The sequence below is a fragment of the Halobacillus sp. BBL2006 genome, from assembly GCF_000786645.1.
Lineage (GTDB): Bacteria > Bacillota > Bacilli > Bacillales > Halobacillaceae > Halobacillus.
In genome coordinates, this window is the sequence record NZ_JRNX01000604.1 from 1 (window position 1) to 4,370 (window position 4,370).

4 protein-coding genes are annotated in these 4,370 nt (G+C 39.9%); 1 reads left to right on the top strand and 3 read right to left on the bottom strand.

What is annotated here, in order from left to right; all coding sequences use genetic code 11:
- Window positions 1-141: 141 nt before the first annotated feature.
- The 3 genes from LD39_RS16765 to LD39_RS16775 are packed head-to-tail and all read right to left on the bottom strand — an operon-like array spanning window position 142 to window position 3,057.
- Window positions 142-879 carry a PolC-type DNA polymerase III gene (locus LD39_RS16765; RefSeq protein ID WP_035550184.1) on the bottom strand — a complete coding sequence of 246 codons (738 nt, stop codon included), beginning with the start codon at window positions 877-879 and terminating at the stop codon, window positions 142-144.
- Complete coding sequence (locus tag LD39_RS16770) at window positions 879-2,786, bottom strand: DUF294 nucleotidyltransferase-like domain-containing protein (RefSeq protein WP_035550188.1); 1,908 nt, start codon at window positions 2,784-2,786, stop codon at window positions 879-881. The genes LD39_RS16765 and LD39_RS16770 overlap by 1 nt, the downstream gene beginning before the upstream one ends.
- Before the next feature lie 43 nt (window positions 2,787-2,829).
- A complete protein-coding gene (locus LD39_RS16775) occupies window positions 2,830-3,057 on the bottom strand; it encodes a DUF2627 domain-containing protein (protein ID WP_035550191.1) in 228 nt (75 codons plus the stop codon).
- 134 nt (window positions 3,058-3,191) lie between these two features.
- Here LD39_RS16775 and LD39_RS16780 point away from each other — a divergent pair.
- Window positions 3,192-4,370, top strand: a 1,179-nt coding sequence (locus tag LD39_RS16780; protein ID WP_035550194.1) for a PAS domain-containing protein, incomplete at its 3' end; no start/stop codon positions are given.

Below are 4,370 nucleotides of genomic sequence, written 5' to 3' on the forward strand. Positions count from 1 at the left end.
GGAAAGCGAACCTTTTCCCGCAGCCCCAAACTCACACGAAGGTCTCGAAACTGTGTCTTCAACATCCGGGAGCTTTATTGGAATAAGAAAGATCATCTGTAAATTTAAACACCATTCTAAAATAAAAGAGCGAAGCAGCTTTTAATTTGGCTGCTTCGCTTTTTTTTGTTTATAAAGAATATGGTTCAACTCTTTCATTGTAGATACATCTTTATCCAGAGTCATGGAAAGAAGGTGACTGAATAATTCAGCTGTCATGATAGCATCATTCAGAGCATGGTGGCGTGCTCTTTTATCTATGCCGAAATGCTTCAGCAAGGGGTCCAACTGGTGTTTGACCGAAGGAAGCAGCCACTGAGCCATCAGTTGGGAATCAACGACTGGCGGATGGTAAGGGGGAAGCTTCCAACGTTTTAACATTGTCTGCAAAAAACGCATATCGAATTTGGCAGGATGAGCGACCAGGACTGACCCTTCACTAAATTCTAAAAAGTTTTGGAAACCTTCAATAAAAGGACTGGCATTTCTTAAGCGGTCACGGGTTAATCCGGTTAATCTTAGTGTTTGACTATTGACCGGACGAATTGGCCGGATTACCTGGTGAAAAGTTTTTCGATGACAGGCGTCAAGACCATGAAGTCGGATCGCCCCAATAGATATGATTTCATGCCCAATCTCTGGGAGAAATCCTGTCGTTTCCAAGTCAAAAATTGTATAGTCTTGGTCTAGTAAACGTTCATTTTCATACCTGTTAAGGTTTTCTAATCTTTCTTCAAGTTGATGATAGGTATTCCATTTTAAATAGGGTTTAATCTTAAAATAATAAATAGGTTTCTCAAAGAAAATATATTTTAAAATTTGTAAGTCAACTGGTAACATTAAACCACCCGATTTCGATTATAGCTCAGCTCTAGAACCTGTTGAAGCCTTTTAGCGATAATCAGCGACTCACGTAGAGAGCGTCGTTCATCTTTTTTCATCTGAGTGAGCTTGAGGTCGTTGGACAATGTTTCATTTTCATTCAATTGCTTTAGATTCTCTTTTAATCTAAACAACATTAATCGATGTAGAGCTGTTTTGGCGTTTTCAACATCTCGTGGGTGAAAACGCTCTTGATCCGCGAGAGCTTCCAGTCGGTTCACGGTATTGATTTCCTCAATTCCGTACTTCATGCTGTAAATTCTAATCGCGTTGACGATTTGCATAATCGCTGATTTTTTTAAGTTGAGTGTCCGTTTTTTTCCAACACCCGATATTCTCCCAAAGGGCTGTACAGGAACACGGAAACGAAGTGTATCCTTCATGAGCAACTGGTGAAGATTGAGCGACTTTTGAACTCTCTTGGTTACAAATTTTTTTAAATCATAAGCAAGTGAATAATCTCCGAAAATGGGCCGGAAGTCCATGAAAATAGTGAAGTCGCGCACTTCTTCTGCATCCATTTTTTCGATCCACATATTTACGCTTTCGTACCATTCACTTTTTTGTTTTCTCCACTTTTCTTCTTTTGCCATAATACCGCCATTGCAGTATGGAAATCCGCATTCATCCAGCATACGATTGATTTTTTTAGCAAATTCTAAAAAGTACGCGTCAATCTGCGCTTTGTTTTTGAAATGGCTATAATCGGATAAGATCATTCCGTTGTCTTGATCCGTGGCAAATGCTTGTTCTTTTCGTCCTTCACTTCCCATAACTAGAAAGCAATAATTGATTGGTGGAGGACCAAACCCTTCCGCAATCATCTGGTCCTCCGCAATTTGAACAATCTGCTTATGAATTCGGTCATTGTAGTTCGTAATCAACTCGGCGATATCATATGCGAACATGTTTTCATGAATTAAACTTGAAACGAATTGTTGAAAGCGTTCATTGAAAACTGGTGACAATTTTTTTATTTCGTTCTGGCTTGCAGCGTTTGAAATGCGGTAGGTCAAATCAAAATATACCGAGTTTTTAATTGTAAAGAAGGAAGATTGGCGCAATATTCCGACGACAAATCCCTTATGAAGTACAGGGATAATTTCAGTAGGGTGATGCTTTAGATAACTGAGTGCATCATAGATGAATTCCTGCTGATTGATTTCATATGCTTCTTCTTCCATGTAAGCCTTTACTGGATTCCGGTGATCATTTTCGAAATAGGCACGCAATATTTGCGTATATCCGATCATTCCGAGCATAGTCTTTTGGTCTTCGCTGACTATGAGAGCCTCAATTTTTTGCTGCTGAAGCATTCTCGCTGCCTTTTCAATGGACGCTTCAGGGTGGATAAAGGTCGGAGGTTCCATAAAACCGTCAGCACGCTTTTTGTATAATTCTCGATCGTCCGGTTCGTCTGTCGTTGAGCTTTTATATTTAATTTCATCGTAAAGGCTTTTCATTAAATGACTTATTCCATCCATGACTACCTTAGAGAACTGTGTATTGTTTGACATCATTTTTAAGAACGATTCCCGTTCAAAGCACAAGGTTTTGACAGGCTCAAGGGCCTGTACAGAGAATCTCATTTCGCCACTCGTTAACAGAATCATGACACCAATTAGATCGCCTGGATAGTAGAATCGTACGGACAGTTGCCGGCCATTCGACCTGTGCATAATATTTTTCGCTAAGCCAGATACCATGAAATGAATGTCAATGGTATCATCTGACTGGTCTTCATGAATGATGAACTCATTCGTGCTGTATTCTTTCACTACAGCTTTACCGAAAACCTCTTGAAATTCTTCATCTGTAAGTAATTCAAAAGGGTATTGCTTTCTGAATAAATCGAACTCTGTCACAGAGCAAAACTCCTTCTTTATATGGTGCACTTCATAGTAATGGTTATTTGAATCTTCCTTTAGTAAGACCCCTTTTTCTGTCTCTGTGTAGTATGAACCCTCCGATGAAGGCTATGCCACCGACAACAAAGACGACTCCGAGAATACCCTGGACGGCAATATGCAGGAAAATTGGATGAAACTCTCCAAATAAGGCATCTCTTATAAGCTTGATTCCATAAACAGCAATCAAACCTGGGGTTACTAAAAGCATTAATGCAATTAAGCGCATAGTCATAAACTCCTTTTTAACAGTCCTCGTTTAGTATATCAAATGCAGGGAGTTGTGGAAATATAATCGCACTTGCTAAATTATGCAGATTCATGTAGGATAAAGTTGCGCAAAATATTGCAGGGTGTGATGAAATGAAACGAGTGTTAATTGTCGGAGCAGGCAAAGGTGGAACAGCCCTGTTAAAGTTGTTGAATAAAACCGACCGAATGAAAGTTGTTGCTGTTACTGATGTCGATCCCCATGCTCAAGGGTTGGAACTAGCAAAATCCTATCAAATTCCTACATGTGATTCGTGGGAAGAATGGATACATAAAGACATCGATATTGTTATCGAAGCTACTGGGAATGAGGAAGTCTTTGATTCTATAAGGTCCAAGCGCCAACGGTCCACTGTTATCATTCCAGGTTCCGTAGCCTATATAACCTCTGAATTGCTTGAAGAAAAGGAATCCCTTGTAAAAAAATTAAAGCAGCAAACCGAGAATCAACAACTTATTCTTAACAGCATTCATGACGGAATGATCGTGATCAATGTTGACGGGAAAGTTTCTTTTATCAATCGCAGTGCTGAAAGGATCGTAGATGTAAAGCGTCAAGACGTTGTTGGAAAACCAGTCAAAAAAATTATTCCTGATTCTAGGCTTCCAAAAGTATTGAGTTCTAAGAAGAAGGAATTAAACCAAAAGCTGGAACTAGATAACGGAAAGAAAGTCATAACAACGCGAATTCCTATGGTTGGTGCTGACAACAAAGTCATTGGAGCATATGCAGTTTTTCAGGATATTACAGAGGTCGTTCATTTAGCTGAAGAGGTCACAGACCTTAAAGAAGTAAAAACGATGCTGGAAGCGATCATTCAATCATCGGATGAAGCGATATCTGTTGTAGACGAAAATGGAAACGGTTTAATGATAAATCCAGCTTATACAAGGATAACAGGGCTAGCCGAAAAAGATATTGTCGGAAAACCTGCAACGGTAGATATATCTGAAGGCGAAAGTATGCACATGAAAGTGCTGAGGACGAGAAGACCTGTAAGAAGTGTGCGGATGAAAGTCGGTCCTTCAAACAAAGATGTGTTGGTTAACGTAGCTCCAGTCATTGTCGATGGGATCCTTAAAGGAAGTGTCGGTGTCCTTCATGATGTTTCTGAAATTCAATCATTGACAAGTGAGTTGAAGAGGGCGAGGCAAATTATCAGGAGTTTAGAAGCTAAATATACGTTCGACGATATTATCGGGGAGTCATCTGAAATGACCCTTGCTCTGGAACAGGCAAAAGTAGGAGCCAGAACACCTGCCACTGTCTTG

Excerpts from the sequence above, each read along its gene's own strand:
- LD39_RS16775 (WP_035550191.1), bottom strand. The coding sequence starts at position 3,057 with ATGCGCTTAATTGCATTAATGCTTTTAGTAACCCCAGGTTTGATTGCT.
- LD39_RS16765 (WP_035550184.1), bottom strand. The coding sequence starts at position 879 with ATGTTACCAGTTGACTTACAAATTTTAAAATATATTTTCTTTGAGAAA.